The 18,735-nt window shown below is 35.4% G+C and carries 20 protein-coding genes; all 20 read right to left on the bottom strand.

The window, feature by feature from the left end:
* Positions 1-22 precede the first annotated feature (22 nt).
* Positions 23-406: a GerW family sporulation protein gene (gene ytfJ, locus CALKRO_RS09360; protein ID WP_013430785.1), complete on the bottom strand. Its 384-nt coding sequence runs from the start codon at positions 404-406 to the stop codon at positions 23-25.
* A complete protein-coding gene (locus tag CALKRO_RS09365) occupies positions 390-947 on the bottom strand; it encodes a hypothetical protein (RefSeq protein WP_041741679.1) in 558 nt (185 codons plus the stop codon). The genes ytfJ and CALKRO_RS09365 overlap by 17 nt, the downstream gene beginning before the upstream one ends.
* Positions 948-1,023: 76 nt before the next feature.
* Positions 1,024-1,569: an SMC-Scp complex subunit ScpB gene (gene scpB, locus CALKRO_RS09370; protein WP_013430787.1), complete on the bottom strand. Its 546-nt coding sequence runs from the start codon at positions 1,567-1,569 to the stop codon at positions 1,024-1,026.
* A gap of 4 nt (positions 1,570-1,573) precedes the next feature.
* The gene (locus CALKRO_RS09375) at positions 1,574-2,284 is read right to left on the bottom strand and encodes a segregation and condensation protein A (RefSeq protein WP_013430788.1); all 711 of its coding nucleotides are present in this window, start codon (positions 2,282-2,284) and stop codon (positions 1,574-1,576) included.
* Entirely contained in the window at positions 2,281-3,258 is a 978-nt protein-coding gene (trpS, locus tag CALKRO_RS09380; protein WP_013430789.1) for a tryptophan--tRNA ligase, read from the bottom strand. Before trpS ends, CALKRO_RS09375 begins: the two co-directional genes overlap by 4 nt.
* A gap of 43 nt (positions 3,259-3,301) precedes the next feature.
* On the bottom strand, positions 3,302-3,937 hold the full coding sequence (locus CALKRO_RS09385) for a site-2 protease family protein (protein WP_013430790.1): 636 nt from the start codon (positions 3,935-3,937) through the stop codon (positions 3,302-3,304).
* Between the two features lie 23 nt (positions 3,938-3,960).
* Positions 3,961-5,262: a diaminopimelate decarboxylase gene (gene lysA, locus CALKRO_RS09390; RefSeq protein WP_013430791.1), complete on the bottom strand. Its 1,302-nt coding sequence runs from the start codon at positions 5,260-5,262 to the stop codon at positions 3,961-3,963.
* 85 nt (positions 5,263-5,347) lie between these two features.
* Positions 5,348-7,009: an AMP-binding protein gene (locus tag CALKRO_RS09395; RefSeq protein ID WP_013430792.1), complete on the bottom strand. Its 1,662-nt coding sequence runs from the start codon at positions 7,007-7,009 to the stop codon at positions 5,348-5,350.
* 119 nt (positions 7,010-7,128) lie between these two features.
* Positions 7,129-7,896 carry an RNA polymerase sporulation sigma factor SigG gene (gene sigG / locus CALKRO_RS09400; protein ID WP_013430793.1) on the bottom strand — a complete coding sequence of 256 codons (768 nt, stop codon included), beginning with the start codon at positions 7,894-7,896 and terminating at the stop codon, positions 7,129-7,131.
* Positions 7,897-7,981: 85 nt separating this feature from the next.
* Positions 7,982-8,716, bottom strand: a complete 735-nt coding sequence (sigE, locus tag CALKRO_RS09405; RefSeq protein WP_013430794.1) for an RNA polymerase sporulation sigma factor SigE — start codon at positions 8,714-8,716, stop codon at positions 7,982-7,984.
* Positions 8,717-8,738: 22 nt separating this feature from the next.
* A complete protein-coding gene (locus tag CALKRO_RS09410; RefSeq protein WP_013430795.1) occupies positions 8,739-9,572 on the bottom strand; it encodes a sigma-E processing peptidase SpoIIGA in 834 nt (277 codons plus the stop codon).
* Positions 9,573-9,872: 300 nt separating this feature from the next.
* Positions 9,873-10,955, bottom strand: coding sequence for a cell division protein FtsZ (gene ftsZ / locus CALKRO_RS09415; RefSeq protein ID WP_013430796.1), 1,083 nt, complete (start codon positions 10,953-10,955; stop codon positions 9,873-9,875).
* On the bottom strand, positions 10,952-11,314 hold the full coding sequence (locus tag CALKRO_RS09420; protein WP_013430797.1) for a small basic family protein: 363 nt from the start codon (positions 11,312-11,314) through the stop codon (positions 10,952-10,954). Before CALKRO_RS09420 ends, ftsZ begins: the two co-directional genes overlap by 4 nt.
* A 7-nt stretch (positions 11,315-11,321) precedes the next feature.
* Entirely contained in the window at positions 11,322-12,065 is a 744-nt protein-coding gene (locus tag CALKRO_RS09425) for a DUF881 domain-containing protein (RefSeq protein ID WP_013430798.1), read from the bottom strand.
* A 6-nt stretch (positions 12,066-12,071) separates the two neighbouring features.
* Complete coding sequence (locus tag CALKRO_RS09430; RefSeq protein WP_041727350.1) at positions 12,072-12,806, bottom strand: cell division protein FtsQ/DivIB; 735 nt, start codon at positions 12,804-12,806, stop codon at positions 12,072-12,074.
* A 10-nt stretch (positions 12,807-12,816) separates the two neighbouring features.
* Positions 12,817-14,085: a UDP-N-acetylglucosamine 1-carboxyvinyltransferase gene (gene murA / locus CALKRO_RS09435; RefSeq protein WP_041741684.1), complete on the bottom strand. Its 1,269-nt coding sequence runs from the start codon at positions 14,083-14,085 to the stop codon at positions 12,817-12,819.
* Between the two features lie 80 nt (positions 14,086-14,165).
* Positions 14,166-15,272, bottom strand: a complete 1,107-nt coding sequence (gene murG / locus CALKRO_RS09440) for an undecaprenyldiphospho-muramoylpentapeptide beta-N-acetylglucosaminyltransferase (protein WP_013430801.1) — start codon at positions 15,270-15,272, stop codon at positions 14,166-14,168.
* Positions 15,269-16,354: a putative lipid II flippase FtsW gene (ftsW, locus tag CALKRO_RS09445; protein ID WP_013430802.1), complete on the bottom strand. Its 1,086-nt coding sequence runs from the start codon at positions 16,352-16,354 to the stop codon at positions 15,269-15,271. The genes murG and ftsW overlap by 4 nt, the downstream gene beginning before the upstream one ends.
* A 22-nt stretch (positions 16,355-16,376) precedes the next feature.
* Complete coding sequence (gene murD, locus CALKRO_RS09450) at positions 16,377-17,753, bottom strand: UDP-N-acetylmuramoyl-L-alanine--D-glutamate ligase (protein WP_013430803.1); 1,377 nt, start codon at positions 17,751-17,753, stop codon at positions 16,377-16,379.
* 18 nt (positions 17,754-17,771) lie between these two features.
* The gene (gene mraY / locus CALKRO_RS09455; protein ID WP_013430804.1) at positions 17,772-18,734 is read right to left on the bottom strand and encodes a phospho-N-acetylmuramoyl-pentapeptide-transferase; all 963 of its coding nucleotides are present in this window, start codon (positions 18,732-18,734) and stop codon (positions 17,772-17,774) included.
* Position 18,735: the final 1 nt, after the last annotated feature.

Below are 18,735 nucleotides of genomic sequence, written 5' to 3' on the forward strand. Positions count from 1 at the left end.
TGATAGCAAGGTTACCTTACTATCATCTTCTTTGAATAATTTCCTTGATATCTTCAATTATATTTGGAATAATATCAATTATTCTCTCAATACTGCTGTTTGCTGAAACATTTAAAAGTCTTATCTGGTCCTGTGTTACAACCAAAAACGCAATGGGCATAACAGAAATTCCTGCACCAGTTCCGCCTGCAAAAAGTGGAGTATTTTCGTCGGTTTTGTTCATCTTAGTAATATCCTGTTTTATATCACCTCCACCTGCTACAAAACCAAACGAAACTTTTGATACCGGAATTATAACAGCTCCAGCCGAACTTTGAACAGCATCACCCACAATTGTGTTAACGTCAATCATCTGTTTTAGGTTTTCCATTGTTGTCTGCATAAGCATTTCAATTGGATGTGCCAAGTTTAACACCACCCCTCTGTTTTTTAATTACCTTAAACCAAACAGTCAAAAGCTTGACAGGAAAAATTTTTACATAAACATTTAATTGCAAAATGCTTGAAAAAAAATCATCTCTCAAAAAGGCTTTATAATCAAGATTAGTATTTTGACCACATGACATTAATATTCCCCAAATTGAATATATACTTGCACTTAAAATACTCAAAATAAAAGCATCTTTACAGTAAATGCGCACAAAAATCTTTTCTATTTTTATCAAAGTTGATAAAAGAAAGATTTTAATAAGGCTAAATATCATCTTGGTAGAAATATGCTTTGATTTTTCCTTTCTGGTTTCTCTCTCAATTGAAAAATGTTTACCTCTTTTGTGCCCAGAAATTTGAATTTGCTTGTGAAATATATGCACATAAATTCCTAAGATGTTAAACTTTATTTTAACATAAATTGCCTTTTCAGCCCTTATGTCAACTAAAAATATTTTTGGCAGGAAAAGATAAATTAGCAAAAACGCAAAGGGCAAGAAATAGAAGAAAGTTTTCAATTTTTACCACTTATTAACCCTCTCAAACTTTTTTTATTTTATTAAAATTATTTCCACAAAAATAAAAGAGGATACATCAAATTGACGTATCCTCTTGCTGTATTTTTAAAATCTTCTCTTTAAGTTCCTCTAAATCTTTAATACCAAGAGAAGTGTAAAAAAGCGAGGTTACCTCATACAAAGCAGGCTTACCTATTGTGTCAAGCCTTCCAGCTTCCTTGATAAGCCCTTTTTCTATAAGGCTTTTTATGACATTCTCACTATTTACTCCTCTTATCTTTTCTATCTCTTGTCTTGTAATAGGACCTTTAAACGCAACAATTGATAACACCTCATATGCTGCTTGAGAAAGTGATACAGACTTTTGCTCCAAATCAAAGTATTCTCTTATATATCCAGAATTTTCTGGATTAGTAACCAAAATATATCCATTTTCCCATTCAGTTATTAAGAATCCCCTGTTTTGCTGTAGATATTCCTGTTTCAGCAGCTCGACATAATTTTTAACCTCTTGATACTCTAATCCTAAAATCTTTGCCAGTTTTTGTACATCCAAGGGTTCTGTAACCAAAAAGAGTATACTTTCTATAATCGATTTTATTTTTGCAGCCTCCATTACCATCCTGTTACCTCTTTAAAATCTTTATATCGTCAAACATTTTATCCTGATGAGCAAAGATATGACCAAGCTTGCAAAGTTCTAAAATAGCCAAAAATCTGTAGATAATTTCTTCTTTTGAAATCCCTTTTATGAGATTACTAAAATACAAAACTCCTTTTTGTTTAATATATTCAAATACTTGTTTTACAACTTTCAAAATAGATACTGACTGCTTCTTGGTAATTTCCTGAAGTTTTTGAACATTTTCTTTTGAAAAATCTTCATTTTTCTGGACAGCTGCTAAATATGCTCTGCAAAGCTTTTTAATATCAAGTTGAGTTACAAGCTCCTTCTTATTTTCTTTTAAAAGTAAATAATCTTGGTTTGTCTTTCTATAGCACTCCCTGTAAGGAAAGTTTTCTCTTAAGTAAATGGCTGCCTGTTTGTATTTCTGATATTCTCTTAGCCTTTCCACAAGTTCTTGACGTGGGTCTTGGTCTTCCTGGACTTTGGGCAAAAGCATTTTTGATTTTATCTCTAAAAGTGTTGCTGCCATTACCATAAACTCAGAAACAGAATCAACGTTGATGGTATCTAAATGGTTGAGATATGACAGATATTGGCTTGTAATTTCGGATATTGGAATATCATATATATTTATTTTCTCTTTTTTTATGAAATAAAGCAACAGGTCAAGTGGCCCTTCAAAGTTGGGAAGTTTAACCTCAAAGTTCATAACAGACCTGCCCTGTCCTTTGCTTCTTGTAATGTTCTTGCTGCTATTTCTCTTGCTTTTTTTGCACCTTCACTGATAACTCCCAAAACATAGTCAAGGTCATTTTCAAGCTCTCTTCTCCTTGCTTGAACCGGCTCTAAAAACCTTGAAATATTTTCAAACAACCTTTTTTTGCATTCAACACAACCTATTTTACCCTGTTTGCAGTTCTCTTCTGTCTCTGAAACAATCTCTGGACTGAATATCTGATGGTATGCAAAAACTGTACATACATCAGGATGCCCAGGGTCGTTCTTGCGAATCCTTGCAGGGTCTGTTACCATGTTCATTACCTTTTTCCTGACACTTTCTAAGTCTTCAGAAAGTGCGATTGTATTTCCATAGCTTTTACTCATCTTGCGTCCGTCTGTCCCAACAAGCACTCTTACGGTGTTAAGAATTGCCTGTGGCTCTGGAAAAGTCTGACCATATAAAAAGTTAAACCTCCTTGCAATCTCTCGTGTCAGTTCCAAGTGCGGAAGCTGATCCTCACCAACCGGTACAAACTCTGCTTTGTATATCAATATATCAGCTGCCTGAAGGCACGGATACCCCAAAAAACCATATGTTGCTATGTTTCTTTCTTTTAACTCTCTCATCTGGTCTTTGTAAGTTGGACACCTATAAAGCCAAGAAAGAGGAGTTATCATTGAAAACAAAAGATGAAGCTCAGCATGCTGTGGAACATGCGACTGCACAAATATTGTACACTTTTTCGGGTCAAGACCGCACGCCAAAAGGTCTATCACAACCTGTTTTGTATATTCTCTTAAATTCGAAGTATCTTCATATCCTGTTGTAAGTGCATGCCAGTCCGCAACAAAAAAGAAACATTCATATTCATCCTGAAGCTTTACCCAACTCTCTATAGCTCCAAAATAGTTCCCAAGATGTAAAATTCCTGTCGGCCTTGTACCAGACAAAACTCGTCTCATCTTTTCATTCTCCTATCCCCAAGAATTTGCTAAAATTATGCTTCTAAGGAAATAAGCTCAAAATAAATTCAATTAAGGCGAAAATAACATGAGCAATTGGTTGTAACACATACGAAAGCAAGTAAGGAGCAAATAATATGCATGCAATCAATATTATCTGCCCTACTACTTCATATCTATAATAAAATTCTACATATCTGTTCGGTGCGAAGATAAACAAAATCTTTGAACCATCTAAAGGAGGTATTGGCAGTAAATTGAATATAGCAAGATAAACATTAATCAGGTATGCCTGCTGGATCATAATTAAAAAATATTTATTCGCAATAATATTGTATTTGTCAGCATATTTTAGCACAACAGCAAAGACAATTGCAGAAAGAATATTTGCAGCAGGGCCTGCTAAGGCAGTCAGTCCCATACCTATTTTTGGATTTTTGTATTTTGTGGGGTCAGTCACAACAGGTTTTGCCCATCCAAACCCAAAAAGAATCAATGCTATTGCACCAAACAAATCTATGTGTGGCAATGGATTTAAGGTTATTCTCCCCTGTCTTTTAGGAAGATCATCTCCTTGCAGGTACGCAACAAATCCATGTGCTGACTCGTGTACAGATATTGCAAAAAGAAGCCCTGGAATTCTCAAAAGCATAGTTATAATACTTGGCACAATCATCATAAATTCTCTCCAAATATATTTTGTTAAATCTCAACATCATTTCTCACAAGGTCTTCATATGTTTCACGTTTTACAATAACCCTTGCTTGACCATTTTTCAAAAGTACAACTGCAGGTCTTGGGAACCTATTATAATTGCTCGACATAGAATAATTATATGCTCCTGTTGCCAAAATGGCAAGATGTTGACCAGTCTTAAGCTCTGGAAGCTTTATGTCTTTGATGAGTATATCACCAGACTCACAGCATCTTCCCGCTATTGTATAAACTTTTGTCCGCTGCCCCAGAGGATTTTCAACAACATATGCATCATATCTTGCCTGATACAGCGCATATCGTGGATTGTCTGTCATTCCACCATCAACAGATACATAGTTTCTAACATTTGGTATTTCTTTGACATTTCCAATTGTATAAAGCGTAATTCCAGCTTCACCCACAATTGACCTTCCAGGTTCTAAAACAATAAACGGTTTTTTTAGCCCCTTCAAGCTACAAAATTCTTCTACCTCTTCAGTAATTACTTCTATAAACTTTTCAACTCTTGGTGGTTCATCATGAGCGGTGTATTTTATTCCAAATCCGCCCCCTAAATCTAATATTTTTATCTCATAGCCAAGTTCATTTTTAATCTTGAGCATAAACTCAAGCATGACCCTTGCAGCAAGCTTAAACGGAGCTGTTTCGAAAATCTGTGAGCCAATATGGCAATGAAGACCTACCAAGTTTAGCTCCTCTTTTTGCAAAACTTTTTGAACAATAGAGAATGCTTCGCCATTTTCAAGCGCAACCCCAAACTTTGAGTCTATCTGCCCTGTCCTAATAAACTCATGTGTATGAGCTTCTATTCCTGGTTTTATTCGAATCAAAACATCTGCTTTTTTGTTTTTTGTTCTACATATCAGACTTAGCATCTCGAGCTCATCAAAATTATCAAGTACAATCTTTACACCCTTTTCAACTGCCATTTCAAGCTCATCATATGTTTTATTATTTCCATGGAAGAATATCTTATCTGGGTCAAAATTTACAGAAAGTGCTGTGTAAAGTTCCCCCCCTGATACAACATCAAGACCAATTCCTTCCTCTTTTGCTATTTGGCACATAGCCTTTGTGCAAAAAGCTTTTGATGCATAAATTATAAGACCATTTTCTCCAAAATATTTATTCAGGGAAGACTTAAATATATTGATATTTTCTCTTATCATTGTCTCATTCATAACATAAAGAGGAGTTCCATACATCTCTATCAAGTCAAGAAGGTCAATTCCTTCCCATGAAAGATTACCTTTTGGTGAAATTTCAAGATTATATCTTAGTTGCATGTATTTTCTCCCCTCGCAATTTTAATGTTGAAAATAATTCTATCATACAATCAAAGAAAAATTCAATATTACCGGGGGCAAAAACTTAAGCTGTTTCGATATTTGCCGCATCGTGAAGACCAAACATTTCTATAGCCATCTCTCTTAGTTTATATTTTTGTACTTTTCCGTTTGCAGTTGTGGGAAACTCGCTAACAAACACAACGTATCGTGGCGTTTTGTGCCGTGAAAGATTTGCTTTTACAAACTCTTTTATCTCTTCCTCGCTTGCATAACACCCATCTTTGAGGATTATAAATGCAGCTATCTCTTCACCATAGACCTTATCTGGTACACCTACAACTTGCACATCTTTCACTGCCGGATGTGTATATAAAAACTCCTCTATTTCACGTGGATATATGTTTTCTCCACCTCTTATTATCATATCTTTGAGCCTACCAGTAATTCTTAAATATCCATTTTGGTCAATGTATCCTAAATCACCTGTGTGAAGCCAACCATCCTCGTCGATGGCTTGTTTTGTTGCCTCTGGCATTTTGTAATACCCTCTCATAACGTTGTATCCCCTTGCACATATCTCGCCAATAACACCGTTTGGAACTTCTTTTTTAGTGTGGATATCCACAATTTTTACCTCTACACCTTCAAGTGGTTTTCCAACTGTAGACACCCTAAACTCAAGAGGGTCGTCAACCCTTGTCTGAGTTATTACAGGTGATGCCTCAGTTTGACCATATGCTATTGTAATCTCTTTCATGTGCATTTTTTCGATAACTTCTCTCATAACCTTGATAGGGCAAGGTGCTCCTGCCATTATACCAGTACGAAGAGAAGAAAAATCAAACTTATTAAATTCAGGATGCTGCAATATTGCAATAAACATTGTTGGCACACCATGTAAGCCTGTGCATCTTTCAAAGTGGACTGTCTCCATAACTTTAAGAGGATTGAAATGGTCAAGCGGCACCATGGTGGCACCATTTGTCATACATGCACTTATACCCAATACAAGTCCAAAACAGTGGAAAAACGGCACAGGAATGCAAAGTCTATCCTTGTATGTTAGTTTCATACAATCTGCTATAGCGTTTGCATTGTTGAGAATATTTTTGTGTGTAAGCATAACACCTTTTGGAAATCCAGTGGTACCAGAAGTGTATTGCATATTTATTACTTCATCTGGCTCAAGGCTTTTTTGTCTTTGAATGAGATCCTCATCAGGGATATTCTCTCCAAGTTCAATTACCTCGTGCCAGTTGTATATTCCATTATGAGAGTCTTGCCCGATAAAAATTAGTCTTTTTAGATAAGGCAGATTAGGATTTTCAAGTTCTCCTTTTTTGCACACCTGAAGCTGAGGATTAAGTTTTTTAACAATCTCAAGATAATTTGAATCTTTAAATCCTTCTGTGAATATTAAAGTGGAACTGTCAGATTGTCTGAGAAGATACTCAAGCTCATATATCTTATAGTTGGTATTTACAGTAACAAGCACTGCTCCAATCTTGGCTAAAGCAAAGATAGAAATAAGATATTCAAGCCTGTTCGTTGCCCATACAGCCACATGTTCTCCTTTTTGAATCCCAATCGCCATAAACCCTTTTGCTGCATCATCAACCATTTTTTTGAACTGGGAATATGTAAGGTAAATCTTTTCATGATGGTAAATGACAGCGGGATTGTCAGCAAACTTTGTAGCTATCATATCAAAATAGTCTGGAATAGTCATTTCTATAAGAGACATTGAAACATTGCCCCCTTAAAAAATTTACAAGCCTTTTACCTTACTTTTAAGGTAAAAGGCTTTTTGTCAGTTTTAGATTATTATAAATTTTGAATGCATAAATTGTCAACAACAAAATCTTAAACATACTTTTTAATATGTCCTATTGCACTTTTTTCAATTCTTGAGACCTGTGCTTGAGAAATTCCTACAATTTTTGCTACCTCCATTTGGGTTTTTCCTTTATAATAACGCAAATACAGAATTTCTTTTTCGCGCTTTGTAAGTTTCGAGAGAGCATCTTTGAGTGAAATCTCCTCAAGCCAAACACTTTCGCATGATTTGTGGTCACACAGTCTTTCCACAACATACATTGTATCAGTACTATCTTGAAACACTGGCTCATAAAGAGAGATTGGTTCTTGTATAGAATCAAGCGCAAAAACAAGATCTTCTTTAGTTATTGATAATTCTTTTGCTATCTCTTCTAATGTTGGTTCCTTCTGGTTTTTATTTATATACTTTTCCTTTATTTTTAAAGCTTTATAGGCTGTATCTTTCAAAGACCTCGAAATTCTCATAGAGTTATTATCCCTCAGATATCTTCTTATCTCCCCAATTATCATCGGCACTGCATAAGTCGAAAACTTTACATTCTGAGAAAGGTCAAAATTGTCAATTGCCTTTATAAGACCAATGCATCCTACCTGGAACAAATCGTCTAAATTCTCGCCCCTGTTTGCAAATTTTTGTACAACGCTCAAAACAAGCCTCAAATTTCCTTCAATAAAAATTCTTCGTGCTTCTTTGTCTCCTTCTTTCATTCTTTTCAAAAGTTCAAGCTTTTCTTCATGGCTTAAAACGGGGAGTGTTGATGTATTCACACCACAAATTTCTACTTTGTTCAATTTAATTACCTCCCCCTTTTTTTACTTTACACTATGGTTATTATTAACCTTGGGGAAGGTAATTATTCTAAAATAGATTTCTATATTATATAATTTTTGCCAGTTCTTTTTTTAGTCTTGTTATAATCTTTTTTTCCAAGCGCGAGATATAACTTTGTGATATCCCCAGCATATCTGCAACCTCTTTTTGTGTTTTTTCTCCACCATCTCCAAATCCAAACCTCAGTTCAACAATCCTTTTTTCTCTTGACGGAAGTTTTTGAATTGCTCGTAAAAGTGCTTCTCTCTCCACACTACTCTCAATCCTGTTATAAATTTCTTCTGTATCAGTTCCCAGAACATCAGAAAGTAAAAGCTCATTGCCATCCCAATCTACATTTAGTGGCTCGTCTATCGACAACTCAAGCTTTTTGTTTGAATTTCGTCTTAAAAACATCAAAATTTCATTTTCAATACATTTTGAAGCATAAGTAGCAAGTTTTATATTCTTGTTTGGATTATATGTATTTATTGCTTTAATCAAACCTATTGTGCCTATTGAAACAAGGTCTTCAAGATTAATCTTTGTATTTTCAAACCTTCTAGCAATGTAGACAACCAACCTCAAATTCCTTTCTACTAAAATCTTTTTTAATTCTTCTTTCCCTTGGTAATGAATCTTGTATAAAATCTGGGCTTCTTCGTCAGGTGTAAGCGGCGGCGGAAGAGTATCACATCCACCAATATAGAAAATCTCCATTACCTGATTTTTTGAAAGTTTAAAACCAAGTTTTTTAAATATTTTTAATACATATTGCAAAATATTAGAATCAAGTTTCATAAAATCACTCCTCCTTTAAGAATCAAATTAAATCAGGACCAAGAAGTGCCGAGTATCTGTTTGAAATTTTTTTGTCATACAAGGCAATCGCTACATCTTTCCTTACCCATGTATTTTTGTTTTCTGAAACATAAAACTCATCAGGTATAACTCCTACCAAAACCCCATGTTCCTGCCCAATTGAATTGTAAGGTATCAAAACAATTCTGCTACCAAAAGTTTTTTGAAGCTTCTCAAGGTCCTTGGAAGATATGTCTTTTGCCTCTTCTTCCATTCCAAGTAGCTTTTTTTCAACAATTACAACAGGTTTGCCTGAAAAAGGTTCTTTTAAGTTATTGCCTGTATCTATATATCCTACACAGCTATACTCTAATTGATTTATCTTGAATCTTATATACCTAATGAGTGAATCTTTGTAAACCTTTTTGATTATAAGTTCATATGATAATTTGAACACAATTAGTGAAATGCCAAGTGCAAGTAGAACATTTTTTAGTTTTAGCTGAACAGAGTATTCAATACTATTTTCCGAAATGTAATAAAGAAAAAATCCCATTCCCCCAAACATGATTGTAACAAGGTAAAAACTAAGAAACTGTCTAATAAATCCATAAAAATTTTTCGGCGAAAAGGTAAGATATACAAAGAAAGCCGAAACAATTATTTTCCCAATTGGAGAATATAATAACTGTAAAGGCTGATAAAATTGAAATAGTGAATAAAAAGCTCCAAGTATGCTTACAAGTAAAATCTTAAAACTGTTCACATTGGCTTTAAGTAAATATGATGTTGCAAGTAGAATAAAATAATTTATAACTAAATTTTCCAATATATATATATCTGCATAAATAATCATCTTATTCTATCAACTCTTTATCCTCAAAATAGGCACCTCTAAGTAATAATTATATTCCTGAAAAGGGTAAAATTATGTCAAAATAGTTTCAATTGTTTCCTTAGTAAAAAACAATTTTCTAACAATTTTTTGCAAAAAATAAATTCTTAATTGTTTTATACCCATCGCAATTGTGTATTTATAAAATAAAAGAATTTTTTATTAAAGAGTACTTTAAAGCAAAAAGGGACTACCCAGCAAAAAGATAACTGGATAGCCCCTTAATCGTATAATGTATAATTTTTTGTATGTTACTCTCTTTTACTTCTTATTTTTCAAAAATATAGGGATTTCAAATATATCATCATCTTGGAACAGATTTTGGAGATTGCCCATTTTTTGCATCGAGGCTTTATTTACCTGGGCAGATGACGACTCTTCATTGGTTGTGTCAAACCCTGTTGCAATGACAGTAACTTGAACCTCGTCTTTCATTTCTTCATTGAAAACAATACCCATTATAAAGTTGACATTCTCATCAGCTTCGGAAGAAATAAGCTCGTTTGCTCTTTCAATTTCGTCAAGCATAAGTTCTTCTGGATTTCCCGTGTAGTTTACAAGAACACCTTTCGCACCTTTTATTGAAGTCTCAAGAAGCGGGCTGTTGATTGCTTGCTCTAAAGCTTTGAGTACTTTTTCATCGCCTTTTGCCTTGCCTATTCCCATGTGAGCATATCCCTTATTCATCATGATAGCTTTCACATCTGCAAAGTCCACATTTATTAACCCAGCATTCAATATAATATCAGAAATTCCCTGAACACCCTGTCTTAGCACATCATCAGCCATTCTGAATGCATCTGAAATTTTAAGGCTCTTATTAGTCGAAAGCATAAAGAGTCTATCGTTTGGCACAATAATTATTGTGTCAACAATCTTTTTCAGCTCTTCTATTCCTTTTTCTGCGTTAATTCTTCGTTTCGCACCCTCACTTTTAAACGGTCTTGTAACAACAGCAACAGTTAATATCCCCAGCTCTTTTGCAATCTCAGCAACAACAGGTGAAGCACCCGTACCGGTCCCACCACCCATTCCTGCTGTAATAAATACCATGTCTGCTCCTTTTAACACCTGCGCTATATCCTCTTTACTCTCCTCTGCAGCTTTTCTTCCAATCTCCGGGTCTGCCCCCGCTCCAAGTCCTTTTGTAATCTTCTCACCTATCTGAATCTTATAATGTGCCTTTGAACGCTGAAGAGCTTGCTTGTCGGTGTTAACTGCTATGAACTCTACTCCTGACACACCAACGTCAATCATTCTATTTACCGCATTGTTTCCTGCGCCACCAACACCAATAACTTTCAATTGTGCAACAGTCATTTTTTCTGTGTCAAAACTAATCATTGGTTTTTCTCCTCCTTAGAAAAACTCTTGTTTTTTATCAAAATACTTCTTCGCATCTCCCCAAAATTTTGAAAAATCCTAACACCAAAAGCCACAACCGCTGCCTGGTACAGCGGAATGCCAAGCATGTCACCCATGTAGGCAAGAAGCATGGCTATGAGAGTGTTGCCCACAAACCCTGAAATAAATATGTCAATCTTAAAATCACCCTTTAGATTTGACTTTAAAGCACCAAATATGGAATCAAGTGCTGCAAGAAGACCAACTGCAACATAAGATGAATAATCCTGAGGAATACTTATTGGAATAAAAAGTCCTATCAATATTCCAACCAAAAGAGCAATTACAAGTACTATCATCTTTTCATCAGCTTCCTTCACTTCTTATCTTTGCGTAGTTGAATCTTAAGCTTCCAGTATAACGTGGAATCACAACTTTTGAAGCTTCTTCAATCTTAACCTCTATAGAAAATTCCTTCAAAAGATCTATGATACCTCCCCGCATCTCAAGAGAATTTTTAAGAATCTTAGGGTCACCGATTGCCTTTATTATGTACGGGGCAGAATACCTTGTGTTGTTTATACTAATGGTCGGCCCTGCACATCTTATCTCGGTTGTTGAAACCAATCTCTGGTCATTTATCGCTATTGCTTCAGCTCCTGCTGCCCGAAGTTCGTTTATAACCTGTAAAATGTCAGAGTCATGTAGCAGAAAACTGTTCGGATCAACATTGGGCTGGGTAGGCATTTTGCTGTCATCAAGTGTAATAATTATACCTGGTCCTTCTACATCCGTAAGCCCTGCTAAAATCTTGACTTTGTCAAGCTCCTCTTTCAAAAGCTCGGTTGTTTTGCTAATACTTGCTGCTGAGTCCTGATATTCTTTGATTTTTTTCTCATAATCATAAATCTGCTGGCGAAGACCTACATTTTCTTCTCTAAGCTTGTTTATCTGTTCAGCAAGTTCAATGGCTCTTGCTTTTTCTAAATTTTTCAATTCATTGCTCTGTCTAACACTTTTAATTTGCATTGACATTAAAATCCCTAAAACCAGTAGCAAAATAGCAATGGCAACCTGTCCACCCGTCGGTTTTTTAATCTTTACCTTCATATTCTTTCAATTGTCCTCCCCAGTATCTGGACTGAATGTGGCAATACCATTAGAATTTAGTGTAATAATCCCTTCAACATTTTTTGGCAATTTATCATATACACTTTTCAAAAGTCTTAATTTGTAATCTATATCTGACCCGTCTCCAAGTTTTATAGTTAGCTTGCCCATTTTAAGTTGAAGGTCGCTGACATTTTTTAAAAGCAAAATGATCTTTTCTATTTTAAAAACCTTTAGCGCATTAAAACGTAAAAGACTCTCAGCTACATCAATTGCCCTCTGCAAAAGTACTTCATCTGTGACCACAATTTTCTTGCCAACTGCTGCTTGAGTTACTTTAAGCCCTTCGAACACAATCGAATTTTGTGGTAAATCTCCTTCTATTCTTATTACATACCCTTTTTTGTCGATTTCTATATACGAATTTAAATATTTTATAAGACCAACTGTCCTTTTTTCGTTCACATATATTAAAAGGGTATCGGGTAGCTTTCTTTTTATTACAACATCTTCTATTTCCGGATTTTCCAAAAACTTTTGTTTAAGCTCTTTTGTGTTCACACTCAATATGTTCTGGTTTTGATATTGCTGTATTATTTTTATAATATCATTTTTTTTAACTCTTTGCAAATTATGTATACTGAAATTTTTCACATCAAAGTAGTCCAAATTAAAAATAAAAAGAGAAAATACAACTCCTAACATTAATAATACACTAATCTTTACACTCAATCTACCCATTTTTAAATATTCACTCACCTTTTTCTCTGAGAATCTTTGCTCCAAGCAATGAGTATTTTTCTTCTATTTTCTCGTATCCCCTGTCGATATAGTCTGCATCCATAACCTCTGTTACCCCTTGAGCAGAAAGCCCCGCTATAAAAAGTGCTGCACCACCTCTCAAATCACGTGCAAAAACCTTACAACCTCTTAACTTCTCAACACCGTTTATAACTGCAATATCCTTTTCAACATGTATATCAGCACCCATTTTGACAAGTTCGGGTACGTGTTTGAACCTGTTTTCAAAGATGGTTTCTTTGATTATTGTAACTCCGCTTGCTACTGCAAACGCACTGCAAACAGGAGCCTGAAGGTCTGTGGGAAAACCAGGATAATAATGTGTGGTTATCCGCAAACCGCCTTTTAATCTTCCTTCTTTCTTTATCCAAATTTCATTCTTTGACTCTTTAATTTTACATCCCGAACCTTTGAGAATATGCAATATTGAATCTAAATGTCTTGGAAATACACTTTTTAAAACTACTTCTTTCCCGCACGCAGCAACTGCACACAGGTACGTCCCTGCTACAATTCTATCAGGAATAACCTTGTGAATTACCTCTTCACTATTTAACCTTTTCACACCCTCAATCTTAATTATATGTGTACCTGCACCTTTTATCTTTGCACCAAGCTTATTTAAAAAATGACAAAGGTCAACTATCTCTGGTTCTTTTGCCGCATTTTTTATTACTACTTCACCGTCACAAAATATGGAAGCAAGAATTATATTTTCTGTTGCTCCAACTGAGGGAATTGGCAAAAATATTTCACTACCTTTAATTCTATCACAGCGACACATTATTCTATTATTATTTTCAAATACCTCTATTCCAAGCTGTCTAAAAGCTGAGATGTGAAGGTCAATTGGTCTTTGCCCTATCTCACACCCCCCTGGATGATTAGATAACTCTACTCTTCTGAACTTGCTCAATAGTGCTCCCATAAAAAGTACACTTGACCGCATAAGCTTTGCATATTCTGGTGGAATGGTAAATCTTCCAATTGAACTACTATCTACCACCACCGTATTGTTTTCAAATAATACATTACACCCAAGATACTTTAGAATCTCTATGGTATGTTTTACATCAACAATATCAGGTACATTTGTAATAATAACTTTATTTTGAGCTAAAATAGAAGCCGTCAATATGGGAAGTGCTGCATTTTTTGCACCTTCAACCTCAATTTCTCCCATGAGGCTTGCCGGACCATATATGATAAGTTTTTGCATTTTTACTTCCAAACTTTTATTTAGCAAACCGTCGCATATTATTTTATTCTCAAACTGCATTGACTGTTACAAAAAACTTATTAGATATATTCACTCAATAACCTCGCTATTTTCTCGGTTGCATCAGGTCTTCCCAGGTTTCTGCTTTTTTTCTGCATAGAAGTATATAGCTGTTTATCATATATAAGCTTTTCCAAAAGAATTCTGAGCTTATCGCCCTCAAGTTCACTTTCAAGTACCACAAAACATGCACCTTCTTTTTCTAAAGCCCTTGCGTTGTAATCTTGATGGTTGTTAACAACATATGGTGATGGAACAATTATACTTGGCTTACCAAGTGCAGTTATCTCTGAGATGGCTATAGCACCACCTCTTGAAATAACAATATCAGCAGCGGCAAGGTACTTTGGCATTTCCTTAATGTACGGATACAGACTTATGTTTGCCCCCGCATTCAACTGTTCGGCATAACTCTTTGCATCATCAAACTTCTTCTCACCTGTCGAAAGGATAAAATGTACATCATTGTTACCTTCAAAAGACTTTGCAAGTTTTATCGCTGCCCTGTTTAGATTTTCTGCTCCTCTGCTTCCACCTACTATCAAAATGGTGGTCTTGCCATCCGTTCCAATTTCACGTTTTGCCTGAGTTTGATCGTAATTCAAAATCTCAAGCCTGATAGGATTCCCTGTTAAAATGATATCTTTGCTTTTTTTGAAGTATTTTTTGCTCTCCTCAAAGCTTATCAAGACCTTGTCACAAAACCTTGAAATTATCCTGTTGGCAAGCCCCGGAAAAGCATTCTGTTCGTGTAAAATAATCTTTATCCCAAAACTTTTTGCAGCAAATGCAACAGGAAGTGATACATACCCGCCTGTTACAAATACACAAGCTGGCTTATATCGCTTTAATATCCTCCTTGCCTGCCAAAATCCTTTCAAAAATTTTGCTGCTACAGTAATATTTTCTATTTTTATCTGTCTTTTAAGACCTTTTACTTCTATGAATTCTATCTTATATCCTGTCTCTGGTACAATCTTTGCTTCAAGTCCTTCCCTTGTCCCAATAAAGATTATGTTCGCATGACTATCAATCTTTTTCAGACAGTCAGCAACAGAAATTGCAGGATAAATATGACCACCTGTCCCGCCACCACTAAATATCAATGTTTTACTTCTTTGTGTCATTTTATCACCTTTATCCTTCTTGAAATGCTCAGTAATATCCCTACACCAAAAAGATGAAACACTATTGAAGTTCCCCCGTATGTTATAAAAGGTAGTGGCACACCTGTTGCCGGCACTGAAGCTGTAACAACAGCTATGTTCAGGATTGCCTGCATGGCTATTACGCTTGTGACACCAAATGCCAAAAGTGTTCCAAACCTGTCAGGGCTATTTAGCGCAATAACAATCCCTCTCCATACAAAAAGTACAAATAGGACTATCACAAAAATAGCTCCAATAAACCCCAGCTCCTCACATAATATTGAAAATATAAAGTCTGTGTGGGGTTCAGGAATGTACAGCAATTTTTGCCTACTCTGCCCAAGTCCCATTCCAAAAAGCCCACCGGAACCAATTGCATACAATGATTGTATTATCTGGTATCCTTTGTCTGTTGGGTCTGCCCACGGGTTAAAAAGCGCCTGAATTCTTTCAACCCTGTACTGCTCTTTTGTTGTGAGGTAATACAAAACTGGTACAGCCAAAGCACCCATCGTGATAAAATATCCAAGATTTAACCCCCAAGCAAAGAGCATGAGCATTGAAATACCAAGTATCAGTATGCAAGTGCTCATGTTTGGCTCTTTATAAATAAGGACAAAAAACAGCCCTGTCAAAAGCATTGAAAAGACAAAAACTTTAAACCTTGACTTTGGTTTTTCAATATGGTCAAAATAAGTACTGAGTGTTATCACAAGAGCATATTTTGCAAGTTCTGATGGCTGAAACTGAATTGGACCAATATCTATCCATCTACGCGCGTTGTTTACAAGCTTGCCTATGCCCGGAATTAAAACTGCTACAAGCGATATTGCAGCTATTATATAGAGCATAATAGCAAACTTTTTCCATACTCTATAGTCAATCTGACTTGTTATATACATTACTATCAAACCAAGTACAAGACCTATTATTTGTTTTTTTAAAAAATGGTAACTGTCATGAAAATGGTAATAAGCGTAATAATAGCTTGCGCTAAATATCATCACAACCCCAATTAGCGAAAGCAAAAGAGTAATATACAAAAGCGGATAGTCAATCATCTTCCTTTCCATTTTTTAACATTCACATCCCTGTTGTTAAAAGCTCATTTACATATTCTTTAAACATCCTTCCTCTTTGCTCATAGTTTTCAAACATATCCCAGCTCGCACACGCAGGTGACAGAAGTACAATATCACCATTTTGCGCACATTCAAAGCTTTTTCTAACTGCCTCTTTCAAAGTAGAGACAAGCTCAAAGTTTTTATACCCAATTTTCTCAAGCTCACTAGCAATCTTTTGTTTTGTCTGACCGAGCAAAAATACTTTCTTAACCTTTTTGGCAACTAAGCTTGCAAACTTTTCAAAACTTTCTCCCTTGTCATACCCTCCAGCAATTAAAATTATTGGATTTTCAAAAGCATTGAGTGCTTTTTCAGCCGCATCAGTGTTTGTACCTTTTGAATCATTGTAAAATTTTATACCATTTATCTCTGCCACGAACTCTATCCTGTGTTCAACTCCTCTAAAGGTTTTGAGTACCTGCTCAATTGTATCTTTTTCTATTCCAAACGGCAAAGTACAACTAATTGCTGCAAGAGCATTTTCTAAATTGTGCTGCCCCGGGATAAATATCTCATCTTTTTTCATAACCTCTTGTGTTTTTCCTTCAAAAGTAAAATAGATTACATCATTTTCGACAAACACTACATTTTCAAACTGAGTCTTTGTTTTTGAAAACACTATCACATTTCCTTTTGCCAATCCTATTAAGTCACGGGTTATGTTATTATCATAGTTGAGGACTGTATATCCCATTTCATCAATATTTTCAAATATTCTCATCTTTGCTTTTGTATAATTCTCCATTGTTAGGTGTCTGTTTAGATGGTCGGGAGTTATATTGAGAATACACCCAACCTTCGGTTTAAAGTACTTAATTGTTTCAAGTTGAAAACTTGATATTTCAAGTACAAAAATAGTATCTTCACTTGATGTTTCTATCGTATCAATAAATGGAAGACCAATGTTGCCGCATACAACCACATCTTCATACTGCTTTTTTAAAATCTCTCCTACAAGAGTTGTTGTTGTTGTCTTGCCATTTGTCCCAGTGATTGCAACTATGTTTTTACTTTTGCAAAACCTGTACGCAAGTTCAATCTCACCAATAACCTCAATGCCCTTTTTATGAGCAAGCACCAAAGGTCTTTTGCTAAGTGGCACTCCAGGACTTACAATAACAAGTTGGACCCTGTCTATAAATTCATCAGGAATCTCACAATAATAGATTTCATCAAGTAACTTTTGTGCATCATTTTTTTCTTCTTCTTTGAACTGTTCTTCTGCTTTTTCATCAAAGCCTATCACAAAAGCACCATGTTTTTTTAAAAACCGCGCAGAAGCCAATCCGCTTCTACCAAGACCTACTACCAAAACATTTTTCCCTTTTAAATCCAATTTATAAACCTCCAACTCCTAAATTTTTAGCTGTATCATTGCCAAGGCAAGAAGGCAAAACAGAATTGTAAATATCCAAAACACAACAACAACCTTTGCCTCATCCCAGCCCAAAAGTTCAAAGTGATGGTGCAAAGGTGCCATTCTAAATATTCTCTTTTTTGTGAGCTTAAAATATAATACCTGAAGCATTACTGATACTGCCTCTATTATATATAGCCCACCTATTACCAAAACAAGTACAGGCTGCTTTAACATCACAGCAATTGCAAAAATACTTCCTCCCAGCATCAAAGAACCAGTATCTCCCATAAACACAACTGCCGGGTGGGCGTTGTACCTCAAAAATCCCATGCAGCTTCCCACAATAGCTCCGCTAAATATTGCCATATCATGGTTTTTCGAAAATATAGAGATGATGGCTAAAAACAAAGAAACTATCATTGTCACGCCGCTTGCCAAGCCGTCAAGTCCATCTGTAAGGTTCACAGCATTTACAGTGAACACCATTAAAACTGACATCACAGGAACATATGCCCATTTCAAATCAATGTATCTATTTACAACGGGTAGGTAAACATCGCTTCCCAAATGTTTTTGTATAACATACAAAAACGTTATGCTAATCAAAAATTGAAGTACCAACTTTTCGCGTGCGCGAAGACCTAACGACCTTTTTAGCACTACCTTTATAAAATCGTCTATAAAACCTATAAGCCCAAACGCAACTGTGGCTATCAGAGGTGCTCCAATTGCAGGATACTTTTTGTAAAAAATTAGCGATGTCACAATAATAGCAAGACCTATAACAAGCCCGCCCATTGTAGGTGTTCCACTTTTTTTGTGGTGTGTTTTTGGACCATCATCTCTCACAACCTGACCAAATTTTAAATATTTTAAAAAGGGAATTACAATTGGCATAACAATTAAGACAATCAAAAATGAAATTATTATTGCAAGTATTGTGTCTATGTCAAGCATC

This window comes from Caldicellulosiruptor kronotskyensis 2002 (assembly GCF_000166775.1).
GTDB classification, from domain to species: Bacteria; Bacillota; Thermoanaerobacteria; order Caldicellulosiruptorales; family Caldicellulosiruptoraceae; genus Caldicellulosiruptor; species Caldicellulosiruptor kronotskyensis.